The organism is Rhodospira trueperi (assembly GCF_900101965.1).
Lineage (GTDB): Bacteria > Pseudomonadota > Alphaproteobacteria > Rhodospirillales > Rhodospirillaceae > Rhodospira > Rhodospira trueperi.
Window position 1 is genome coordinate 15,032 of sequence record NZ_FNAP01000002.1, and the last position, 16,892, is coordinate 31,923.

17 protein-coding genes and 1 tRNA gene are annotated in these 16,892 nt (G+C 70.3%); 9 read left to right on the forward strand and 9 right to left on the reverse strand.

Annotated features, from left to right (window positions below; genetic code table 11):
- Positions 1-289 precede the first annotated feature (289 nt).
- From BLS85_RS03460 to BLS85_RS03475, 4 genes are read right to left on the reverse strand one after another with little or no spacing between them, the layout of a single operon-like run.
- Positions 290-859 carry a DUF3833 domain-containing protein gene (locus BLS85_RS03460; RefSeq protein WP_281242478.1) on the reverse strand — a complete coding sequence of 190 codons (570 nt, stop codon included), beginning with the start codon at positions 857-859 and terminating at the stop codon, positions 290-292.
- Positions 856-2,118, reverse strand: coding sequence for an SAM-dependent methyltransferase (locus tag BLS85_RS03465; RefSeq protein ID WP_092782244.1), 1,263 nt, complete (start codon positions 2,116-2,118; stop codon positions 856-858). Before BLS85_RS03465 ends, BLS85_RS03460 begins: the two co-directional genes overlap by 4 nt.
- Positions 2,119-2,154: 36 nt before the next feature.
- A complete protein-coding gene (locus tag BLS85_RS03470) occupies positions 2,155-2,961 on the reverse strand; it encodes a DUF1365 domain-containing protein (protein WP_092782247.1) in 807 nt (268 codons plus the stop codon).
- The gene (locus tag BLS85_RS03475) at positions 2,958-4,358 is read right to left on the reverse strand and encodes an NAD(P)/FAD-dependent oxidoreductase (protein WP_092782250.1); all 1,401 of its coding nucleotides are present in this window, start codon (positions 4,356-4,358) and stop codon (positions 2,958-2,960) included. Before BLS85_RS03475 ends, BLS85_RS03470 begins: the two co-directional genes overlap by 4 nt.
- A gap of 396 nt (positions 4,359-4,754) precedes the next feature.
- Here BLS85_RS03475 and BLS85_RS03480 point away from each other — a divergent pair, with 396 nt between their 5' ends.
- The 4 genes from BLS85_RS03480 to BLS85_RS03495 all read left to right on the forward strand — a co-directional run bounded on the left by BLS85_RS03480 (position 4,755) and on the right by BLS85_RS03495 (position 8,026).
- Positions 4,755-5,321 carry a sigma-70 family RNA polymerase sigma factor gene (locus BLS85_RS03480; protein ID WP_092782253.1) on the forward strand — a complete coding sequence of 189 codons (567 nt, stop codon included), beginning with the start codon at positions 4,755-4,757 and terminating at the stop codon, positions 5,319-5,321.
- The gene (locus BLS85_RS03485) at positions 5,318-6,010 is read left to right on the forward strand and encodes a ChrR family anti-sigma-E factor (RefSeq protein WP_092782256.1); all 693 of its coding nucleotides are present in this window, start codon (positions 5,318-5,320) and stop codon (positions 6,008-6,010) included. Before BLS85_RS03480 ends, BLS85_RS03485 begins: the two co-directional genes overlap by 4 nt.
- A gap of 300 nt (positions 6,011-6,310) precedes the next feature.
- Positions 6,311-6,694, forward strand: a complete 384-nt coding sequence (gene speD, locus BLS85_RS03490) for an adenosylmethionine decarboxylase (protein WP_245699059.1) — start codon at positions 6,311-6,313, stop codon at positions 6,692-6,694.
- A gap of 201 nt (positions 6,695-6,895) precedes the next feature.
- On the forward strand, positions 6,896-8,026 hold the full coding sequence (locus BLS85_RS03495; protein WP_176793384.1) for a type III PLP-dependent enzyme: 1,131 nt from the start codon (positions 6,896-6,898) through the stop codon (positions 8,024-8,026).
- On the opposite strand, the gene BLS85_RS03500 is transcribed toward BLS85_RS03495, so the two are convergent.
- From BLS85_RS03500 to BLS85_RS03510, 3 genes are all read right to left on the reverse strand, one after another.
- Positions 8,017-8,358 (reverse strand): DUF3362 domain-containing protein, encoded by a 342-nt coding sequence (locus BLS85_RS03500; RefSeq protein ID WP_092782264.1) that lies wholly within the window; start codon positions 8,356-8,358, stop codon positions 8,017-8,019. The genes BLS85_RS03495 and BLS85_RS03500 overlap by 10 nt on opposite strands.
- Positions 8,241-9,338 carry an FUSC family protein gene (locus tag BLS85_RS03505; RefSeq protein WP_143027077.1) on the reverse strand — a complete coding sequence of 366 codons (1,098 nt, stop codon included), beginning with the start codon at positions 9,336-9,338 and terminating at the stop codon, positions 8,241-8,243. The genes BLS85_RS03500 and BLS85_RS03505 overlap by 118 nt, the downstream gene beginning before the upstream one ends.
- A 388-nt stretch (positions 9,339-9,726) precedes the next feature.
- The gene (locus BLS85_RS03510) at positions 9,727-11,034 is read right to left on the reverse strand and encodes an RsmB/NOP family class I SAM-dependent RNA methyltransferase (RefSeq protein ID WP_092782266.1); all 1,308 of its coding nucleotides are present in this window, start codon (positions 11,032-11,034) and stop codon (positions 9,727-9,729) included.
- Between the two features lie 123 nt (positions 11,035-11,157).
- Between BLS85_RS03510 and BLS85_RS03515 the strand changes: the two genes are divergently transcribed.
- Positions 11,158-11,234: transfer RNA gene (locus BLS85_RS03515), tRNA-Met, on the forward strand.
- Positions 11,235-11,393: 159 nt separating this feature from the next.
- Here the strand turns inward: BLS85_RS03515 and BLS85_RS03520 are convergent.
- On the reverse strand, positions 11,394-12,605 hold the full coding sequence (locus tag BLS85_RS03520) for a divergent polysaccharide deacetylase family protein (RefSeq protein WP_092782268.1): 1,212 nt from the start codon (positions 12,603-12,605) through the stop codon (positions 11,394-11,396).
- On the opposite strand from BLS85_RS03520, the gene BLS85_RS03525 reads away from it, so the two are divergent.
- Entirely contained in the window at positions 12,604-12,846 is a 243-nt protein-coding gene (locus tag BLS85_RS03525) for a hypothetical protein (protein WP_092782270.1), read from the forward strand. The two genes, BLS85_RS03520 and BLS85_RS03525, sit on opposite strands and share 2 nt — an antisense overlap.
- 204 nt (positions 12,847-13,050) lie before the next feature.
- On the opposite strand, the gene BLS85_RS19600 is transcribed toward BLS85_RS03525, so the two are convergent.
- Positions 13,051-13,866, reverse strand: coding sequence for a tetratricopeptide repeat protein (locus tag BLS85_RS19600; RefSeq protein WP_092782273.1), 816 nt, complete (start codon positions 13,864-13,866; stop codon positions 13,051-13,053).
- A 116-nt stretch (positions 13,867-13,982) separates the two neighbouring features.
- Between BLS85_RS19600 and BLS85_RS03535 the strand changes: the two genes are divergently transcribed.
- The 3 genes from BLS85_RS03535 (at position 13,983) to pip (ending at position 16,754) form a co-directional block, all read left to right on the forward strand.
- Complete coding sequence (locus tag BLS85_RS03535; protein WP_092782276.1) at positions 13,983-14,882, forward strand: SDR family oxidoreductase; 900 nt, start codon at positions 13,983-13,985, stop codon at positions 14,880-14,882.
- Positions 14,879-15,502, forward strand: a complete 624-nt coding sequence (locus tag BLS85_RS03540; protein ID WP_092782279.1) for a nucleotidyltransferase family protein — start codon at positions 14,879-14,881, stop codon at positions 15,500-15,502. Before BLS85_RS03535 ends, BLS85_RS03540 begins: the two co-directional genes overlap by 4 nt.
- A 292-nt stretch (positions 15,503-15,794) precedes the next feature.
- Positions 15,795-16,754, forward strand: a complete 960-nt coding sequence (gene pip, locus BLS85_RS03545; protein WP_245699060.1) for a prolyl aminopeptidase — start codon at positions 15,795-15,797, stop codon at positions 16,752-16,754.
- Positions 16,755-16,892: the final 138 nt, after the last annotated feature.

Sequence of the window (16,892 nt, forward strand, 5' to 3'; positions counted from 1 at the left end):
ATGGCCCCCCCCTATATGTCGTGATCCGTCCTAACCGAAAGGTGGGGTCTTTGTGGTGGACGACAAGCATCGACCGTCGGGGCGTTGCTGTTGAGACGGCGCGGCCAAGCCGGCCGTCTCATGCGAAAACCGCTTGATCGGTTCCCGTTTTTCAACCGGCTTTTCGTAGGTTGGGGTGAGGGGCCACGCACCGAACCCCAACGTTTCGGCCCCCAGAACCGAATGGCGTTGGGGTTCGCTGCACTCACCCCAACCTACGCATTTGCGAACGAATCAAACGGACTTCGTCTTACCCCTCCGCCCCGTCGCGCCGGAAGAACAGGGTGACGGTTCCGATCTCCAGGCCCCAGCGGGACACCGTGGCCCGGTTGATGAGCACCCCGCCGGGTTGCAGCCACATCCAGTCATTGAAATGGACCTTCCAGGTGCTGTCCCCGACCTTCAGGTTCATGTCGTAGGTCCAGTTCAGCGCGTTGCCGGCCACCCGCCCCGTGGCCACGCCCAGGATGTCGTCGGCCAACCCCTCGTAGGTGTCGTCGCCGGTGCGGGTGATGCGCCAGACGCGGTGATCCTTCTCTCCGTCGGCGTAGTCGAACCGCTCGTCGAGGTTCAGCATGCCGCCGTCCCAGGTCCCCTCGATGGAGACGCGGAACTGGCGCCGCAGGGTGCCGAAGCGGTCCACGAAGATGCCCCAGGCCTCGGTGTGGCCGGCGAAGTACTCCTCCAGAACCAGCTTTGGTTCTGCGGCGGCGAAGTCGGACGGTTTCATGGAATCGCCCCCTTTCCAGACGAAGACAACAATGGTGACGAGCAGAGCCGCCAGCCCCAGGGCGCTCCAGAGCAGCGGGCGCCGCCTCATGCCGGCCGCTCCGCCGTCAGGTGAATGACGTCGATGCTGCCGTGCGCGAAGCCGGCCTTGCAGTAGGCCAGGTAATACAGCCACAACCGCCGGAACGGCTCGTCGAAGCCGGCGTCCAGGGCCAGGATGTCGGGCCACGCGGCGATGAAGGCTGCGCGCCACAGGTCCAGCGTGCGGGCGTAGTCGGCGCCGAAGCCGTGGGTGTCGGTCACCGTCAGGCCGGCCTCGGCGAGGCCGTCGCGCAGATGCGGCACCGTCGGCAGCATACCGCCCGGGAAAACGTGGGTCTGGATGAAGTCCGGCGTCACCCGGTACTCGGGAAAGCGCCACGGCTCGATCACGATGGCCTGAAGGGCCAGCCGTCCGCCGGGCCGAAGGCGGTCGCGCACGGTGTCGAAGAACAGCGGCCAGTGCGCTTCGCCCACGGCCTCGACCATCTCGATGGAGGCGACGGCGTCGAAGGAGCCCGTCACGTCACGGTAGTCCTGGAGGCGCACCTCGACACGCTCGGACAGCCCGGCCGCCGCCATGCGGTCGCGCGCATACGCCAGTTGTTCGCGCGACAGGGTCAGTCCGGTGACCCGGCAGCCGAACTCGCCGGCCGCGATCTCGGCGAACCCACCCCAACCGCAGCCGATCTCCAGAACGTGCTGACCGGGTTGCAGGTCGAGCGCCCGGCACAGCGCGCGATACTTGGCGGCCTGGGCCTGTTCCAGGGAGAGGTTCGGCGTGTCACCCCACAGCGCCGCCGAATAGGTCATCGATGGGTCCAGCCACGCGCCGTAGAACGCATTGCCGAGGTCGTAGTGATAGGCGATGTTGCGCCGGCTGCCGGATCGGGTGTTGGCGTTGCGGCGGTGCCGCCAGAGCTGGACCAGCCGCGCCAGCGCGGAGCCGGGTTCGGCGATGCCGATGCGGTCCTCGTTGACCAGAACGAGGCGCAGCACCGCGTCCAGGTCCGGCGTGTCCCACAGCCCGGCCACGTAGGCCTCGCCGAATCCCAGCGCGCCCCCGAGCAGAAGCCGCCGCGCCGCCAGCGGCGAGCGCAGCAGCACGGTCGCCTCCGGCCCCGGCTCGGCCCCGGTATGCACCCGTGCCCGGCCGTCCGGTCGGATCAGGGTCAGCCGCCCCCGGGCCAGCCGCGCGCTCAGGCGGTCCAGCGCCAGCGTCCACAGGGCGCCCTCGCCCGGCAGGCGCCGACGCGCGGCGCGGACCAGGGGGAGGCGCGCGGTCGCGGCGGAGGCAGACGAATCGGACATGGCGGCGTCTCTTGATCTTGGAGTGGGGTCAGGTCGTCAGGGCGCATCCGCCTCGCGCGGGCGGACCACCGTCACCAGATGGGACGGCGCCGGGCCGCGCGGTACGATGCGCAGGCCCTTCAGCCACAGCCACAGCGCTTCCCAGTGGATGCCGGCCATCACCTTCAGCGTCATCAGCGGGTGGCGGGTCACGGCGGCGCGCAGGGTCCGATCCGTCAGCGGTCGGCGCCGCCCGGTGAAGGAAGCATGCAGCACCGTGCCCTCGGTATCGGTCTGCTGGATGGCCACGGCGACCTTCTCGTCGGGCGGGCGGATGCGGAAGTGGTAGGTGGTTTCCATGGGCATGAAGGGCGAGACATAGAATTCCTTGTCGCAGGTCTGGCGCACCAGTTTGCCCGCCGCCTCCGCCGCGTCCACCGGGATCAGATAGCAATGCCGTTCCCCGAACGTATTGCTGACCTGATGCAGGATGGCGCCCAGGCGGCCGTCCTTGTGGTGACAGAAATAGACGGTCAGGGGGTTGAACACGTAGCCCCACAGGCGGGGATAACAGAGCACGCGGATCGGCCCGCCGCCCAGGTCGATGCCGCCGGTGGCCAGTTCGGACTCGATCCAGGCGCGCAGCGGCCGGCCGTCGCCGGGGCCGTGGTCGCGGTCGTGGAAGCTCAAGGGCGCGAACCGATTATGCCCGAACCAGCGCAGGTCCCGGTCCAGCGCCGGCAGTTCATCAAGGTCCAGCAGCAGCGAGAAGACGCGATAGTCCAGGCGGTGCCGCTTGGGCTTCAGGCGGCGGTGCAGCACCGCGCCGGCATACAGGGCGGAGGACCGGACGGTGTCGCTCATGCCGCCGCCTCCGCGTGCGCGGTTTCCATCTGCCCGTCCCAGGAGATGCGGCCGTTTTCGTTCTCAACCCGCCAGGGCCGGCGCACGCCGCCCACCGCCTCGGCCACCGCCAGTCCGGCCTGAAGCCCGTCCTCGTGGAAGCCGGCACCCATGTAGGCGCCGCAGAACCAGGTGTGCCGGTGGCCCTGGAGCCGCCAGACCTGCTTCTGCGCCGCCAAGCTCGCTCGGTCGAACAGCGGATGGTCGTACAGGAACCCCCGCACCACCGACCCCACCGCCGGCTCGCGCGGCGGGTTCAGGGTGACGAACAGGGGCCGTTCGGTCTCAAGGCCCTGCAACCGGTTCATCCAGTAGGTCACGCAGACGGTGGGTGGATCTCCCGCCTCGCGGCCGACGATGGCGTTCCAACTCGACCATGCCCGGCGCGCCCTGGGCATCAGGCTGGCGTCGGTGTGCAGAATGGCGCGGTTGCGGGTGTAGCGGAAGCCGCTGAGGATCGTGCGTTCGCGATCGTCGGGGTCGGCCAGCAGGGCCAGCGCCTCGTCGGCGTGGCACGCCAGCACGACGTCGTCGAACACGCGCGACTCCCCGCGCATGTCATCGACCCGCACGTTGCCCTGCTCGCGCCGGATGCGCACCACCTTGGTGTTCAGAAGCACTCGGTCGGCGAAAGGCGCGGTCAGCCGGCGCACGTATTCCCGGCTGCCGCCGTCCACGGTGCGCCACAGCGGTTGGTCGGTCAGGCGCAGCAGGCCATGATTGTCGAAAAAGCGGATGAAGGCGGCGGCCGGATAGTCCCGCATGTCGGCCACCGGCGTGGACCAGATGGCCGCGCCCATGGGCAGCAGGTGGTCCTCGATGAACGGACGGCCGTAGCGGTGGGCGTTCAGATACTCCCCCAGGGTCATGTGCTCCGACCGCGGATCGGCCAGAAAAGCCGGAGCCTGCCGATAGAAGCGCACCAGATCGCGCATCATCGACCAGAAACGCGGCCGTGCCGCGTTCATGGGTTGGGCGAACAGCGCCCTCAGGCCGTCCCCCGAGTACTCCAGCCCACCGTCGTCCAGCGAGGCGCCGAAGCTCATGTCGCTGTCCTTGGTCGGGACGCCGAGGTGGTCGAACAGCGCCACGAGGTTCGGATAATTCCGCTCATTGTAGACGATGAAGCCGGTATCGACGGCCACCGCCTGATCGTCTCGGCCCGGGGCCTCCACGGTGTTGGAGTGCCCGCCGATGTAATCGCCGCGCTCGTAGACCGTAACCTGGTGATGCTGACTGAGCAGCCAGGCGGCGCTCATGCCGGCAATGCCGGTGCCGATCACGGCGATGGTTCGGCGTGGCCCCTGTCCGGGGGCGATGGCCCCGGGTGGCGCGGTCGATGCAGCCTGTGACGTCATGGTGGCGATTCCCCTTGAACCCCGCGGTTCTCGTCCCGATTCATGCCCGTATTCGGCACAGTGACCCAATCCTGGTCCCGTTTACGCCCTGCGAACCGGCCCGGATCACTGAAGGTGGGGCCGGCGCGACCATGTTCCCAGTACCCAAGTCGGAGATGCGCTGTTAGGGTTTCCGCGAGGGAAGAGCGGGAGCTTGGGTTGGGAAATCGGACTTTGGGCGCGTCCAAGGACGGAGAAATGTGACGCGCCTGTGATCCGGTGTCCCATGCGGACGTAAGAAAGGTCGGATATGACGACGTGGCAGCCGAACCGATGCTTGCACCCGAGGTTCTCTCCGCGCGCGCCGCGGGTCGATCTCCCGCTGGGTCCGCTCCCCGGGAACGGGGAGGTGAGCGCATGACCAGTCTCGCGGTGGACGCCGACGCCCTGACCGGTTGGGTCCGGGCGGTCGCCGAACGTCAGGACCAGGGCGCCTTTGTCTCGCTGTTCGAGCATTTCGGGCCGCGCGTGAAGGGGTTCCTGATGCGCCAGGGGGCGGCCGAGAGCGAGGCCGAGGATCTGGCCCAGGACGTGATGCTCACGGTCTGGCGAAAGGCGGCGCAATTCGACCCGTCCAAGGCCGCCGTCAGCACCTGGATCTTCACCATCGCCCGCAACCGGCGCATCGACGTGTTGCGGCGCGAGCGCCGGCCCGAGCCGGACGCCGAGGATCCCATGCTGGTGGGCGAGCCCGAGCCGTCGGCCGAGGCGCACCTGACCACGGCGCAGGTACAGACCCGCATTCGCGAGGCCATGGCGACCCTGCCGGCCGAGCAGGCCGAGGTGCTCACGTTGTCGTTCTATGAGGACATTCCGCATTCCGAGATCGCCGAGCGCCTTGAGATTCCGCTCGGCACCGTGAAATCCCGTCTGCGTCTGGCCTTCCGCAAGGTCAAGGCCCTGGTTGGAGAAGAGTTGGCATGACCGTGAAGCACCACCCCAGCGAGGCGCTACTGCTCGCCTATGCCGCCGGGCAACTGGGCGAGGGGCTGTCGCTGCTGATCGCGACACACATGACGTACTGCCCCGCGTGCCGGGGCGTGGTGGCGGACGCCGAAGCCATGGGCGGCGCCCTGCTGGAGGACAGCGCGGCGGTGAAGCTGTCGGAGGGCGCCCTGTCCGCCGTGCTGGCCCGTCTGGACGCGCCGATGTCGGCGCAGGCCGATCCGACGCCCGTGACGCGGCGCCGTGCGACCTCGTCGCCGGCCCGACAGGCCGGGCAGGACGGGATTCGGCTGCCGGCGCCGATCCGGGCCTATGTCGGCGATATCGCCCACGCCCGGTGGCAGTGGGTGGCGCCGGGGGTGCGCCAGCTCGACCTGATGCAGCGGCCCAAGGGGCGCGACACGGCGCGACTTCTGCGCATCTCCCCGGGGCGGGTGCTGCCGCATCACGGGCATGCCGGCCTGGAACTGACGGTGGTGCTCCAGGGCTCGTTCTCCGACGAGCAGGGCCGGTTCACGCCCGGCGATCTGGCCGAACTGGACCGTGACGACAACCACCAGCCCATCGCCGATTCGGGCGAGGACTGCATCTGCGTCATCGGCACCGACGCGCCGTTGCGCTTCTCCGGCCTGCTGCCGCGCATGATGGCGCCGATGATGGGGTTTTGAGGGGGTCCCGATTTCACTTGCGCACCCCATCAAAACCCGTATGGTGCTCGCCCGTTGCGGACGCACCCGGCCCTTGTCAGGGGCCGACCGGTGCGTCTCGCTTTTTTGGCACCAACCACAGATGAGGCTTGTTCGACGAAACAAGACCCTTCGGGTTCAACGCTGGTTTGAGGGAGCTGGAATATGCGCTATGCGTCCCCCCAATTGGCGGTGAATACTGAAGCGGAGGCCCACGCAGCCCGAGCAGAGGTAAGATCCGTTCCGTCCGTCCACCTCAAGGCCGTTCCCAACGAGCCGCCCATGAGCGAGGACAGGCTAGACCACTTCATTACCGAGAATGGGCTGACATTCGCGGGCCGGCACCTGATCCTCGACCTTTGGGAGGCCAAGGGCATCGACGATCTGGAGCGTGTCGAACAGGCCATGCGGGAGGCCGTCCGGGTCGCCGGCGCCACCCTGCTGCACATCCACCTGCACCACTTCTCGCCCAACGGCGGGGTGTCCGGGGTGGCGGTGCTGGCCGAATCCCACATCAGCATCCACACGTGGCCCGAATGCGGCTACGCGGCGCTGGACATCTTCATGTGCGGCGACGCCGAGCCCATGAAGACGATCCAGGTGTTCCGCGATGCCTTCGAGACCACCCGGAGCCAGATCGCCGAGCACAAGCGCGGCGTCGTCTGATCCGGGGACCGTTTCCTGATGTATGACGGTCGCGGGTGCGCCCGCGCCCGCGTTCCCCCGTGGAGATGGCCGATGTCCTCCATTGCCCTGCGCGCGGATCCGTCCTGCGCGCCCCCGCCCGCCTGCCGGCTGCCGGAGCCGGCGCCATGCGGCCCCGCGCTGACGGTCGTGCGTCGCCCTCCGGAGTGGGTCGCGCCCGGCCTGACGCGCAAGATCGCCGCCTTCCTCGACCGCCGGCCCGCCACCCCGTGTCTGGTGGTGGACCTTGACGTGGTCGAGGCGAACTATCACGCCCTGCGGGCCGCGTTGCCCGAGGCGGAGGTGTACTACGCCGTCAAGGCCAACCCGGCGCCGCCCCTGGTGGCGCGGCTGATCGGTCTGGGCGCGCGCCTGGACACCGCCAGCCTGCCGGAGATCGACCTGTGCCTGGCCCTGGGGGCCGATCCGGCGCACCTGTCCTACGGCAACACCATCAAGAAGGCGGCCGACATCGCCGCCGCGCACGAGCGCGGTGTGCGTCTGTTCGCCTTCGATGCCGAGGAGGAGCTGCGCAAGATCGCCGCCCATGCCCCCGGTGCCCAGGTGTTCTGCCGCCTGCTGACCGACAACGCCGGGGCCGAATGGCCGCTGTCGCGCAAATTCGGCTGTTCGTCGGCCATGGCGCGCGACCTGATGCGGCTGGCGGCGCGGTTGGGCCTGGAGCCGGTCGGGCTGTCGTTCCATGTCGGCTCGCAACAGACCGATCCGGCGCAGTGGGACCATGCCCTGGCGCCGGTGGCGGACCTGTTCCGCGACCTGCGCGCGGACGGTCTGGCGCCGTCCATGGTGAACCTGGGGGGCGGCCTGCCGACCCGCTACACCCGGCCAGTGCCGGAGGTGGCGGCGTATGGCGCGCGGATTCGCGAGGCGGTGGCTCGCCTGTTCGACGCCCCGCCCCGGCTGATCGTCGAGCCCGGGCGCGGGCTGGTCGGCGATGCCGGCGTGCTGGAGACCGAGGTGGTGCTGGTGGCCCGCAAGGACGAGACGGAGGCGCGCCGCTGGGTGTTCCTCGACGCCGGGCGTTTCAACGGGCTGGCGGAGACCGAGGGCGAGGCCATCCGCTATCCGATCACCGCGCCGGACGCGACGGACGGCGAGCCGGACGGCCCGGTCGTGCTGGCCGGTCCCACCTGCGACAGCGTGGATGTGCTCTACGACCGCGCCGGCGTCCGCCTGCCACTGTCACTGAAGGCCGGCGACCGGCTGCGGCTGTTGTCCACCGGCGCCTACACCACCACGTATTCCACCGTCGGCTTCAACGGCTTCGCGCCGCTGGAGGCGCATTACGTCTGACCGCGCCCGTGGTCACGACGCTCTGCGTCCCCTTCCCGCGACCCGTGCGCCGGCGGGCTGATACGCCGGCACGAGGGGAGGGGGCGCTTGCCCGGGCCGATCAGGTCGGCGCGGTCCGGGCGCTTCAAGGCGTCGCGCAGCAGCGGCGAGTTCTCTGGATCATGTTCCCGCGGGAACGCCGTGTGCGGGCGGCGTTCCCGAACTCGCCGGGTGGCTATGCGGCTCCCCCATCGGCCAGACGGGCCGGGATCAGGCGCCGCAGCGCGCGGCGAACCCGGTCCCGGACGCCGCTGTTGTGTAGGCAGACTCCGCCCGCGAGGCCCACCAGACAGCCCAGGACCGTATCCAGGAAACGGGCGCTCATGAGCGCGCCTGCCGCACCCGTTTCATCCAGGTGCGCGGCGTCCGCCAGCAGGATGGTCAGCGGCGTGACGAAGACCACGGCGAACGCGTAATGGCGCACCACGATCGTCTCGATCGCGAAGGACAGCGCCATCATGATCAGGGCCAACGTCCAGGGCGTCAGCGGCACCAACAGGATGACGCCGGCGAGAAGCACGCCCAGGGCCGTGCCCACCAGTCGGTGGAGCTGGCGCTCCCAGACCGCCCGCAGCGACGAGGCGCCCTGGATGACCGCCAGACAGCTCACCGGCACCCAGTAGGCTTTTTCCATGTCCAGGATCTGCGCCAGGACCAGGGCCAGTCCGACGAACGCGCCGATGATCACCGGCTCGACGATGATGAAGTCGAAGGTGGGATCCGGGCGCGGCGGCACCGGTTTCGGCGCGCGGGTGCGCAGATCGTAGAGGCTGTAGGCGAACCCGATGATGCAGGACAGCAGGCACCCCATGCTGACCAGCCCCACGTAGAGCGGGACCTCGATCACCTCCAGCGGCAAGTAGGCGCCGATGGACGCCGCCATGACGAAGAACAGCGCGCCGGGCATGCCCAGGCCGTAGAAGCGCGCCACCATCAGGGCCATGATGGCAATGAAGCACAGCGCCGGCATCATGACCGGGGGGAAGAAGTGGCTGATCACCCCCAGGGTGAAGCAGGCGGTCAGGCTGAAGGCGCAGGCCATCAGGACAAGCATGCGGTGCGACAGGGGCGTCGGCGGCAGGTAGATCAGCACCAGCCCGCCCAGCGCCGAGGCCTGCCCGAACTCCACGTGTCCGAACCACGCGCCGGTCAGCATCGGTGCCCCGGTGGCCAGGGCCGCCGCCACCGGCATGTGCCAGGGGCGGTCGGCGGTGCGGATCTGGGCGAACGTTCTGGCCTCATTGATGAGGGTGGTCTTCAGACGTTGAAACATCGCAACACGATCCTCTCATACGGGATCCGGATGAATGATTCGGGTCCGGAGCGTGCCGCCCGTCTCCTCCCCCCGGAGGCTATCGTAGTCACACGTCTTTCCGCCGAAGCGGTGGCTCTTCGCTCGCGCGACATCTTGACTCGTCATTGCTTCACCCTCGTCGCAAGACGAAGGTGAAGCAATCCAGGGCACAAAACGCAAGTATCCGCCCTGGATTGCCCCATATATTTTATTTGGGCTTCGCTCCTCGCAATGACGAGCATAAGTGAAGATATGTGAATATGATAGCCTATCCAGGGGAGGGCGTTCGGTTCGCGCCTGGGGCGCCCAGCCGTTCACTTCGGAGGCCGTGCGGCCAAAATGAGAACTGCTGACATTTCGGGACGGATCATCCAACGCCAGAAGACGAGCCGGTCCACACCATCCGCGCTGCGTAGAACCCATCCATGCCCCCAACCTCCGCCAAGTGGCAGGGCAGCGTCCGCAGGTCGCCGTCGGGCGTGATCAGGTCGCCAAGGCAGCCCACCTCTTCCGGCGTAATGGGGTCTCGGGACAGGGCCGCATGCCGTTCCAGGGCGCCGGCCACCACCGTCGGCCCTTCCTCCGGTTGCAGCGAACAGACACAGTAGACCAGCACCCCGCCGGGCCGTACGAGGCGGACGGCGGCGTCCAGCAGCGCCGCCTGGGTTTCGGCCAGGCCGGCCACGGCCTCCGGCGTCTTCAGCCACAGCGCGTCCGGGTGGCGGCGCAGCGTGCCGGTGGCGGAACAGGGCGCGTCCAGAAGAACGGCGTCGAACGGTTCCCCGTCGGGGCTCCAGGTCAGCACGTCGGCGGCGACCGGCCGCGCCGTCAGGCCGGTACGGTCCAGGTTCTCGCGCACCCGGTTCAGGCGGCCGTCCGAGCGGTCCAGCGCCGTGACCTCGGCGCCCGCCGCCGCCAGTTGCAGGGTCTTGCCGCCCGGCGCGGCGCACAGGTCGAGCACGCGCATCCCCGGCCGCGCGCGGAGCAGACGCGCCGGCAGGACGGCGGCGGCGTCCTGCACCCACCACGCTCCCTCGGCGTAGCCCGGAAGCTTGACAACCGGATCATGGTCGGGCGGCAGCCGCAGGCTGCCCGTGGGCAGGACCGCGGCCCCCAGGCGGTCGGCCCACAGCGCCGCCCCGGCCGCATCGCGCAGCGTCAGATCCAGTGGCGCCGGGAGCAGATGGGCGGCGGCAATGGCCCGCGCGGTCTCTTCCCCATAGGCCGTGCGCCAGCGTTTCCAGAGCCAATCCGGCGTGTTCAGGCGCGGGGCGTCCTGGGCGTTCCACCACGCCCGCCCCTCGCGGTCGAGCCGGCGCAGCACCGCGTTGACCAACCCCTTGTGCCCGCCCTGCTTCGCCGCCACGCACAGATCGACGGCCGTCGAGACGGCCGCGTGCGACGGCATCCCCAGCACCAGAAGCTGGGCCGCGCCCAGCCGCAGCACATGACGCACCGGGCGCGCCTTCGGCGGCAGCGGCCGTTGCAGGCAGCGGTCCAGCAGGGCGTCGATGCGGCCCAGGTGACGCAGGGTGGCGGCGACCAGGGAATGAACGAAGGCGCGGTCGCGCGCCTCCAGCCCCGCCACGGCGCCGCCCAGCACCTCGTCCAGGGGCCGGCGTCGATCAAGCACTTGGCGCAACGCGACCAGGGCGGCATGGCGGGAGGCGATCATGACCTTCGCTTACGCCCGCCCTGTCCGGCCGTCAAGACATGGGACATCGGCCACGGTCCCGCGCTTGACAACGGCGCGGGCCGGACCGTATATATCCGCTCCCTTTTCAAGCACCTCGTCCGTGGCGGAGTAGCTCAGCTGGTTAGAGCAGCGGAATCATAATCCGCGTGTCGGGGGTTCGAGTCCCTCCTCCGCTACCAAAATTCGCCAATGAGGAAAACGCCCTGCCGGCTTCGGTGGGGCGTTTTTCTTCGGTCCCGCGGGATCGTGTTTCGTTCCGGCGGATTGAGCCCGCCCGGGGCGGTTGGGCGAAGGTCGTCCTTCGCCTCGCCGACAGACGAGCGGTTCGTGGCGCGGCCCTACGCCGACCGGGCGAAGCGGGCGATGGCGCTGGCCGGTACCAGGGCAAGGCCGCGTGCCCGGGCCGGCTCGATCCATGCCGCCAGGGCGGCGATGGTGGCGTCGCGGGGATGGCCGATGGCCACCGCGTGGCCATGGCGGGACGCCAGCCGCTCCAGCGCCGCCAGTTGCCGGTCCACGGCCCCGCGCTGCGGGTCGTGATCCAGAAACACCGTGCGCTCCAGGAAGGGCACGCCGGCCGCCGGGGCCAGCCGGGGCGCCACCGACGATCCCGTCGTGCGGCTGTCCAGGAACAGCAACTCGCGGCGCCGCGCCACCTCCATCACCACCCGCATCCCGGCGGCGTTCGCGGTGAAGCGCGAGCCCATGTGGTTGTTCAGTCCGATGTATCCGGAGAACCCCGCCAGGGCGCGTTCCAGCCGGCGCCGAATCTCGTCCGGCGCCTGTTCGACCATCAGCGCGCCCGGTCCCGGATCAATGCCGGCGCTGCTCGGTTGCATGGGCATGTGCAGCATGCGTTCGTGGCCGCGCGCGCGTCCGGCCGCTGCCTGCGCCGGCAGATCCTTGGCGTAGGACATGAAGGACAGCGTCAGCGGTCCCGGCAGCGACAGCACCCGCTGGGTGCGGGCACGGTCCAGGCCCAGATCGTCGATCACCACCGCGACCATGGGGTGGCGTCCCGGGTCGGGCACGTTCAGCGCGTTGGCGAGCCACAGCGGCGCGCGCGGCGCGGCAGGCGTGGTCAGGCCGGCCGGCGTGATCGGCATCGGTCCAGCCGCCGGGGCCAAGGCCGGGGCCGCGCCTGCCGGCGTCGGGTTCGACGCCATGGATACTTCGGGGGACACTCCGGGGAGCGGGTGATGGCCCTGCTCGGGCTTGTGGCCGGGCACGGGCGCGGGTTCGGGCAAACGGCTGGCGAGAATGGATCGATCCGGCACCACGACGCGCGCCGGCGCGGCGGGGGCATGAAGCACCTCGGGCGACGCTCCCTCGGCCATGGGCATGTCGATGCGCACGGCGGAGGCGTCGGGCACATCGGCCAGCGTCACGGTGCCGGGCGGTGGGCGGCGCGGGGGCATTGGCACGCTGGTCGTCGCCGGGGCCTCGGGGGCCTCGGGGCGCAGCCTCAGGCCGGCAATCAGGCCGACCGCGAACAGCACCGCCCCTCCGGCCATGGCGCGACGGCTGATCGCCCCGCGCCTGGACCCCATGACATGGCGCGCCCCCCGGTTTCCGGACACGGCCCAGGCCGGCCCGCTCCGCGCACTTTTGCGGGTCGAGGCCCGGGAGGCGGCCTTTTTCGGTGTCGTCGGTTTTTTGGAGGCCGTCGCCTTCGTGGCGGCCGCCTTGGCGGGCTTCGTCGCGGTCCGGGCGCGGGTCGTCGTGGTTCCCTTCGCGGCCGACTTGGACGCCGGCGCGCGCTTGCGGGGACCGCTCTTGGTGGTCCCCTGAGCGGTTCCCCGACCGGACCCGCGTCCCTTTCCCGTGCCGCCCGTAGCCATCCGTCCCGTTCCCGTGTCCTTAAGGATAAGGATGAAAATCAGTGTACATCGCAAAAGGATCAAGCGCAAAGCCTAACAAACCTCTTGCGCGACCACAAGAATGCCGTCCAGCCTCTTGAGATAATTGCATAAAACCAACCTCAAAAAAAGAGGGTCAGGGGTCTCCGGCGCCGACGTCCAGGCGCGCCAGGTTCTCGCGCGCCGCCGCCGCCTCCGGCCCGTCCGGCGCCACCGAGATCAACCGCAGCCACGCTGCCCGCGCCGCGTCGGGATTCCCTTGAAGGCGCAGGATATTGCCGCTCTCCAACAGCGCCGCCGGATGGTCGGGATGGGCCGCCAGCGCCGCCTGGGCATCGGCCGCCGCCGCGTCTAGTTCTCCCAGGCGGCGCAGCGTGGTGGCACGCAGGGCCAGCGCCTCGGCATCGCCCGGACTCAGATCCAGGGCGCGGTCCAGGTCGCGGGCCGCCTCCAAGTCGCGGCCCTGGTCGGCGCGCGCCGTGGCCCGGTCCAGCAGCAGTCCGGGCAGCAGGGCCGGCACGCCCTCGTCGGGCCGCGCGGCGAGGTCGATGGCGGTGCCCAGAACCACCTCCGCCTGCCCCGGACGGCCGGCCGACAGCCACGCCGTGCCGGCCTGGGCGAGCAGATCCAGGCGCAGCGGCAGCGCCTGCCGACTCTCCCGGGCCAGCGCTTCCAGACGGCTTGCCGCCTCGGCGAAGGCGCCCATATGGAACAGGGCGACGGCGGCGCAGTGACGCGCCGCCTCGCCGCCGCCCAGCCCCTCCCAGGACACGGCGGCGCCGAACGCATCCCGAGGCCGGTCCTCTGCCAGAGCCATGCACTGGGCGTACGCGGCCGGCGGATCCTCGATGGGCAGATCGGCGGCCCGGGCGCCGGTGGCCGAGACCGTCAGGCCCAGGGCCAGCCCGGCGACCCAAACCCCCGCCTTGGCCGTATCCCTCAACAGGTCCATGGCCGTCCCCCGTGTTTCTGCGACGTCGTTGCGGCGTGCGCCATGGCCCGGGATGATAGGCAGGCGCGGCGCCGCCGTCACGCCATGACACGAAACGCCAGAAAGGAGACCCGTCCATGTCGTCCGACCGCCACCTGCTGTGCCTGGGCCTGGGATACACCGCGCGCCGGTTCGCGCGGGTCATGATGGCGCGCGGCTGGCGGGTGAGCGGCACCGCCCGCACCGACGCGGGCGCGGCCGCCGTGGCCCGGGACGGCATCACGGGACGGGTGTTCGACCGCGACCGCCCGCTGCCGGTGGAGATCCTGCGGGACGTGACGCATGTGCTGGTCTCGGTTCCGCCCGACGAAGGCGGCGACCCCGTGCTCGACGTGATGACGCCGGCCTTCGCCGCCGCCGCGCCGGACTTGGCGTGGGTGGGGTACCTCTCGACCACCGGGATCTACGGCGATACCGGCGGCGCCTGGGTGGACGAGGACAGCCCGACCGTGCCGACCCAGGCGCGTTCCCGCCGCCGGTTGGAGGCCGAATCGGCATGGCTGGGTCTGCACCGCGACCACGGCCTGCCGGTGGAGGTGTTCCGCCTGTCCGGCATCTACGGGCCGGGTCGCAGCGCCCTGGACAGCGTGCGCACCGGCCGCGCCCACCGCGCGGTCAAGCCGGGGCATGTCTCCTGCCGTATTCATGTGGACGACATCGCCCAAGTGCTGGCCGCCGCCGTGGACCGCCCATCCCCGGGCACGATCTACACTCTGGCCGACCGCGAACCGGCGCCGCCCCAGGATGTGGTCGCCGAGGCCTGCGCGCTGCTGGGGGTCGAGCCGCCGCCCGAGGTGGCGCTGGAGGACGCCGGGCTGTCGCCCATGGCGCTCAGCTTCTACGCCGAGACCCGGCGCGTGCGTGCCGACCGCGTCGCGGAGCGGCTGGGCGTGCGGTTGCTGCATCCGACCTACCGCGAGGGCCTGCGGGCGATCCTCGCCGAGGAGCGCGGCAATGCGGGAGCCAACGAGCCGTGACCGGCATCGCGCGGGGACGGGGCCTGGGCGTCGTGCTGCTGGCCGCCGGGCAGGGGCGGCGCATGGGCGGGCCGAACAAACTGCTGCTGGATATGGCGGGAGCACCGCTGGTGAGGCACGGCGCGGCGTCGCTGGCCGCCCTGTTGCCGGAGGCGATCCGGGTCGCGGTGGTCGGACGCGACGCCGATGCCGTGGCCGGGGCGCTCGACGGGCTGGGGTTCGCCGTCGCGCGCGGTTCCCGCACCGCCGAAGGGATGGGCGGGTCCCTGGCGGTCGGTGTGCGCACCCTGCCGGACGGACTGGACGGCGTGCTGGTGGCCCTGGGCGACATGCCCGGCCCCTGGGACGGAACCGTGCCCGCTCTGCTGGCGGCCTTCCGCGCCGCGCCCGATCCCGCCGGGGCCGTCGTGCGTCCGGTCCATGCCGGGCGCGAGGGTCATCCGGTGCTGTGGGGCGCGGGCTTTCGGCCCGCCCTGGAGGCGCTGGGCGGAGACATCGGCGGCCGGGACATTCTGCGCGCCCACCCCGACCGCCGGATCCGGGTTCCGGTCCTCGATCCCGCCTGCACACGCGACATCGACCGTCCCGAGGATCTGGACGGCGGCGCGTCCCCGCCCTGATCGGTCGGACGACACCAGGGCAATCGGGTGAACGAGGATGCATTCGCCGAGACAGAACCCCAGGCCAGAAGCCCACACAAAACCCGTCATTGCTTCGTGACTTCGTTCCTCGCAATGACGGTCTGCGTGTTCTGCTCGCGCGGAAACCGCTCGCGTGGATTGGTGCCTCCGCAGGCGTTGTTCACCAGATTGCCCTGCTGACGACATCGAAAAAGGTGGTCTTTGGGGGGTGGGCCGTCGTAAGCAGGGGCACGCCCTGCGGCCGCCACCGACCGTGAGACAGAGGATCGCCGTGAGCGCCAACGCCACCACCAGATATGCGGACCTGCCCGATCTGCATCCGCCCGCCACGCCGTTCGAGTCGGGCGTGCTGGCGGTGCCGGAGGGCCATGCCCTGTACTGGGAACAGTGCGGCAATCCCGACGGCCTGCCCGTGGTCTTTCTGCACGGCGGCCCCGGGGCCGGGACCTCCCCGACGTACCGTCGCTTCTTCGATTCGAAACGCCATCGCGCGGTGCTGTTTGATCAGCGCGGCTGTGGGCGCTCGACGCCCCGGGCCTCGCTGGACGCCAACACCACCTGGGACCTGGTGGACGACATCGACCGCCTGCGCCGCCACCTGGGCATCGAGCGCTGGCTGGTGGTGGGCGGCTCCTGGGGCAGCACCCTGGCGCTGGCCTACGGGCAGACCTTTCCGGACCACTGCCTGGGCTTCGTGCTGCGCGGCATCTTCCTGTTCCGGGCGATCGAGGTCGACTGGTTCCTGTCGGGCATGGGCACGATCTTCCCCGAGGCGCACGCGGCCTTCCTGGGATTCCTGCCCGCCGACGAGCGCGCCACGCCGCTGCACAGCTATTATCGGCGGCTGTGCGATCCGGCACCGTCGATTCACGGCCCGGCGGCGGTGGCCTGGAGCCGCTACGAGGAAGCCTGTTCGCGGCTGGTGCCACGCCTGACCGAGGGCTCGCCCGAGGCCTGTCTGCCGCTGGCGCGGATGGAGGCGCACTACATGATCCACGCCGGTTTTCTAGAGGAAGGGCAGTTGCTGCGCGATCTGCCGCGCATCCGGCACCTGCCGGCGACCCTGGTCGAGGGCCGCTATGACATTGTCTGCCCGCCCCGCACGGCCTGGGATCTGCATCAGGCTTGGCCCTGCAGCCGGCTCGTCATGGTGCCCGACGCCGGTCATGCCGCCATGGAACCCGGCATTCGGCGCGGCATGATTGAGGCGCTCAACGCCATGACGCCATGATCCGAGCTCCGCTCGCGGACGCGTAGGTTGGGGTGAGCGAAGCGAACCCCAACACCGAACCCCAACACCGAACCCCAACACCGGGCCGAAACGTTGGGGTTCGGTGCGCAGCACCTCACCCCAACCTACGGATCCCTG

What these genes read in the sequence shown, in the direction of transcription:
- BLS85_RS03460 (WP_281242478.1), bottom strand. Translation starts at nt 859, where the DNA reads ATGAGGCGGCGCCCGCTGCTCTGGAGCGCCCTGGGGCTGGCGGCTCTG.
- BLS85_RS03465 (WP_092782244.1), bottom strand. Translation starts at nt 2,118, where the DNA reads ATGTCCGATTCGTCTGCCTCCGCCGCGACCGCGCGCCTCCCCCTGGTC.
- BLS85_RS03470 (WP_092782247.1), bottom strand. Translation starts at nt 2,961, where the DNA reads ATGAGCGACACCGTCCGGTCCTCCGCCCTGTATGCCGGCGCGGTGCTG.
- BLS85_RS03475 (WP_092782250.1), bottom strand. Translation starts at nt 4,358, where the DNA reads ATGACGTCACAGGCTGCATCGACCGCGCCACCCGGGGCCATCGCCCCC.
- BLS85_RS03480 (WP_092782253.1), top strand. Translation starts at nt 4,755, where the DNA reads ATGACCAGTCTCGCGGTGGACGCCGACGCCCTGACCGGTTGGGTCCGG.
- BLS85_RS03485 (WP_092782256.1), top strand. Translation starts at nt 5,318, where the DNA reads ATGACCGTGAAGCACCACCCCAGCGAGGCGCTACTGCTCGCCTATGCC.
- speD (WP_245699059.1), top strand. Translation starts at nt 6,311, where the DNA reads ATGAGCGAGGACAGGCTAGACCACTTCATTACCGAGAATGGGCTGACA.
- BLS85_RS03505 (WP_143027077.1), bottom strand. Translation starts at nt 9,338, where the DNA reads ATGTTTCAACGTCTGAAGACCACCCTCATCAATGAGGCCAGAACGTTC.
- BLS85_RS03510 (WP_092782266.1), bottom strand. Translation starts at nt 11,034, where the DNA reads ATGATCGCCTCCCGCCATGCCGCCCTGGTCGCGTTGCGCCAAGTGCTT.
- BLS85_RS03525 (WP_092782270.1), top strand. Translation starts at nt 12,604, where the DNA reads ATGACATGGCGCGCCCCCCGGTTTCCGGACACGGCCCAGGCCGGCCCG.
- BLS85_RS03520 (WP_092782268.1), bottom strand. Translation starts at nt 12,605, where the DNA reads ATGGGGTCCAGGCGCGGGGCGATCAGCCGTCGCGCCATGGCCGGAGGG.
- BLS85_RS19600 (WP_092782273.1), bottom strand. Translation starts at nt 13,866, where the DNA reads ATGGACCTGTTGAGGGATACGGCCAAGGCGGGGGTTTGGGTCGCCGGG.
- BLS85_RS03535 (WP_092782276.1), top strand. Translation starts at nt 13,983, where the DNA reads ATGTCGTCCGACCGCCACCTGCTGTGCCTGGGCCTGGGATACACCGCG.